The organism is Nocardioides sp. CPCC 206348 (assembly GCF_048654705.1).
Lineage (GTDB): Bacteria > Actinomycetota > Actinomycetes > Propionibacteriales > Nocardioidaceae > Nocardioides.
On record NZ_JBMCZA010000149.1, the window covers coordinates 1 to 3,153 of the forward strand.

Consider the following 3,153-nt stretch of genomic DNA (forward strand, 5'->3'; position numbering starts at 1 on the left):
GACACCAACGACTCCCCGGACGCGGAGACCTACTACGTCACCGGCGCCGACCGCGTCGTCCTCGGCGTTCCGTACGCCGGTCACGTGCTCAGCGCCGCGTCGAGCCCGTTCGGGCTCCTGGTCATGGCTCTCCTGGTCCTGGCCTCCCTCGTCCTCGGCTTCGGTCGCCGCGCCAGCGACGCACCACGTGAGAGCGGCAACCGAAGCCGGGTCCTGGTACCCGCTGGCCTCGCATCCGTGATCGCCCTCGGCGGCGTCATCGGAGTGACGGGTGGAGCGCCCTGGGCCTTCACCTCGGCCGTCTGGACCGACACCTCCACCGCGACCGCCACGATCACGACCCCTGTCGTGGACACGACCCCGCCGGTGCTCTCCAACCCGCTGCCGGCCAACGGCGCGTCCGGGGCCGGTTGGACCGGACTCAGCTGTGCGTCGAGCCCCAACCAGATCTGCGTGACAGCGACTGACACCGGCGGATCCGGCATCAGCACGGTGTTCGTGAAGCTGGTCCGCACGAGCGGGACCGTCCAGTGCTGGAACGGGTCGGCGTTCGTCAACGGAACGGGCTGCTCGCCCCAGTCGATGACCCTGGTCTCGGGCACGCAGTACCGCACCAGCGGGCTGACCGCGGCCCTGATGGTCGTGGGCACCTACACGACGGCGTTCACCGCAACCGATGTCGCGGGCAACGCAGCGACGCCCCTGAACACCGGGTTCACGGTCACTGCCCCTGCCGCCCCGACGATCACCAGTTGCATCCCTGCGAACGGGCTCACCGAGTACACCCTCAACTGGACCTGGCCCGGACCGGGCACGGCCGACTCGTTCAAGCTGTACTACGGAGGCGGTGGCAGCTTCAGGCCGCCCACGACGCTGCCCGACGTCACGTCGCCGTACACAGGACTGTCGGTCCCGATCAACGACGAGGCCGGGACGTTCCGGATCGCCGCGGTGGTCGGAGGAGTCGAATCGGCCCTTTCCAACACCTACAACTACGCAGGCAAGAACAACAGCAAGACCTGCGGTCCCTGACCTGAGGGACTCCCGTCCCGCCTTGCCGGGATGAAAGTCCTCAGCACTGGTCTGGACCGGTCGATGGAAGGGGGTATGAACCCCAACCTTCCTCGTGATCCGCGCCGACGCCGCGGCTTCGTGCTCGCCGCTGCCGGTGCTGTTTCGGCGGTGGTGTTGGCCCTCGGTATCAGTGGCACCCTGTCCAGCTGGACCGAAGCGGTCCTGGGCAACGACGACAACCATGCTGACAGCGCGACGTCCGTCGTGCTCGAGGAGACCGGTCCGGGCGCGACGACGTGCACGACCAGCGGGACGGCGAGCAACACCGCCACCTGCTCGACCATCAACAAGTACGGCGACGACGGCGCGGCAGCGACCGGCGTGACGGCGCTCGAGCCGGGGGACTCCATCTCGACGACGGTGACGCTGACCAACACGGGTAGCGGTGACGCAGCGACCTTCACACTGACGCCCGGCGCCTGCAGCGCGACGTACCACTCGGGCACCAACAGCGGCCAGGCACCTGCGCCCCTCGATGACCTGTGCAGCCAGCTGACCGTCGCGGTCTCCTGCGACGACGCCGGTGCGGTCAATGTCCTGTCGGTGGCGGCCGTGGCGCTCGGGACCTTCAGCGGCGCCCAGACCATCACCGGCGGGCTCGGTAGTGGTGACGCCGTCGACTGCACCTTCACGGTGGCCCTGCCCGCCGCGACGGCCGCGAACTATGGCGGGCAGACGGTGGCGCAGGACCTCGTCTGGCGGATCAGCGTGGTGTGAGATGTCGACCAGGCACCGCGCACCACGGCCGCGACGTCGCGCTGATCGCCAGCGGGGCATCGTCGTGATCTGGCTCGCCGGTGCTTGTTCGGCTGCCGTCCTGATGCTCGGCACGTCCGGCGCCCTTGCTTCCTGGACCAGTGCCGTCGTCGGCAACGACACCAACGCCGTCGCCACCGCCAAGGCAGTCATCCTGGCCGAGACCGACGGCAGCACCACCTGTCGTTCCAGCGACCAGACCACCAACGTCTCGACCTGCAGCGGGATCAACAAGTACGGCGGCACTGCCTCGCCCCTGATGCCCGGCGGATCGCGGACCGTGGACGTCACGTTCTCGAACATCGGAGCCGCCAACGCGGCGACCTTCTCGCTCGCGCCAGGCGCCTGCAGCCAGACCCCGACGGCGGGCAGCGGGACGCCGGCGGCCACGAACCTGTGCACCGCGACCAGTGAGCTGACGGTCGCCGTCTCCTGCTCGCCCGGTGGGACGTACGCCGGCGGATCGGCCTGGGTGGACCTGGTCCACGTCGCGGGTGTGCCGCCGACGGCGACGAAGGTCCACACGGCGACCGGCGCCGAACTGAATGCGGGCGCCCAGTGGACCTGCCGGTTCACCATCGCGCTCAACGCCGCAGCGAGCATCGCGAGCCAGAACGTCATCGCTTCCCAGCCGCTGACCTGGACCCTCGCGTCATGAGGTGGCGGCCGCGCTCCGGGCCGCTGCTCCTTGCCCTGGTCGTCGGACTTGCGATCCTCGTCCTCGGTGCTGAGGCCACCCGCGCCGGCTGGACCACCGCGCAGGTCGCGAACGCCACCAACACGGCGAAGACCGGACGCCTGGCCTTCAGCCACACCTACGCCAGCACCACCTGCGTCGGCGCCGGTCCCGCGGACACAGCCTGCGCAGGCAGCCCGGTCACCGCGGCCGCCTCGTCGGCTTCGACGCAGACCCTCGACACGACGCTGAGCAATCAGACGACCGGAGGCGGGGCGTTCACCCAGCAGGTCCAGGTCACGTCGTGTGCTCCCGCGGCCTTCGCCAACAGCACGACGAGCGGTGATCCACTGCTGGCGCGCAACCGGGTGACTCGCAACGCGACCGACAAGTGGGGCACCACGAGCGCTGCGGCCTTCGACGGCAGCACGCAGTACGCCGCGGACGTGATCTCGACGACCACCGCGGCGGCCGCCTCGACGTCGTACACGATCGGACTGTGGTTCAAGGCGGCACCCGGCAGCGCGGGAGGCGGACTGCTCTCCCTGAACGCCAGTCCTGTCGACAGCACCAGCGCCGGCGCCAACCCGAGCGTTTACCTCGATCCGTCCGGGCGCGTCCGGGCGCGGTTCGACGGTGTGCCGATC

Annotated in this window: 4 protein-coding genes; all 4 read left to right on the forward strand. The window is 69.9% G+C overall.

Annotated elements, in window-relative coordinates:
• Nucleotides 1-1,032 (forward strand): hypothetical protein (locus ACOADB_RS10215; protein WP_378597870.1); only part of this gene is annotated, 1,032 nt, incomplete at its 5' end.
• A 75-nt stretch (nt 1,033-1,107) separates the two neighbouring features.
• Entirely contained in the window at nt 1,108-1,791 is a 684-nt protein-coding gene (locus ACOADB_RS10220; protein ID WP_378597872.1) for a hypothetical protein, read from the forward strand.
• A 1-nt stretch (nt 1,792) separates the two neighbouring features.
• Nucleotides 1,793-2,488: a hypothetical protein gene (locus tag ACOADB_RS10225; protein ID WP_378597874.1), complete on the forward strand. Its 696-nt coding sequence runs from the start codon at nt 1,793-1,795 to the stop codon at nt 2,486-2,488.
• Nucleotides 2,485-3,153 (forward strand): hypothetical protein (locus ACOADB_RS10230; protein WP_378597876.1); only part of this gene is annotated, 669 nt, incomplete at its 3' end. The genes ACOADB_RS10225 and ACOADB_RS10230, both read left to right, overlap by 4 nt.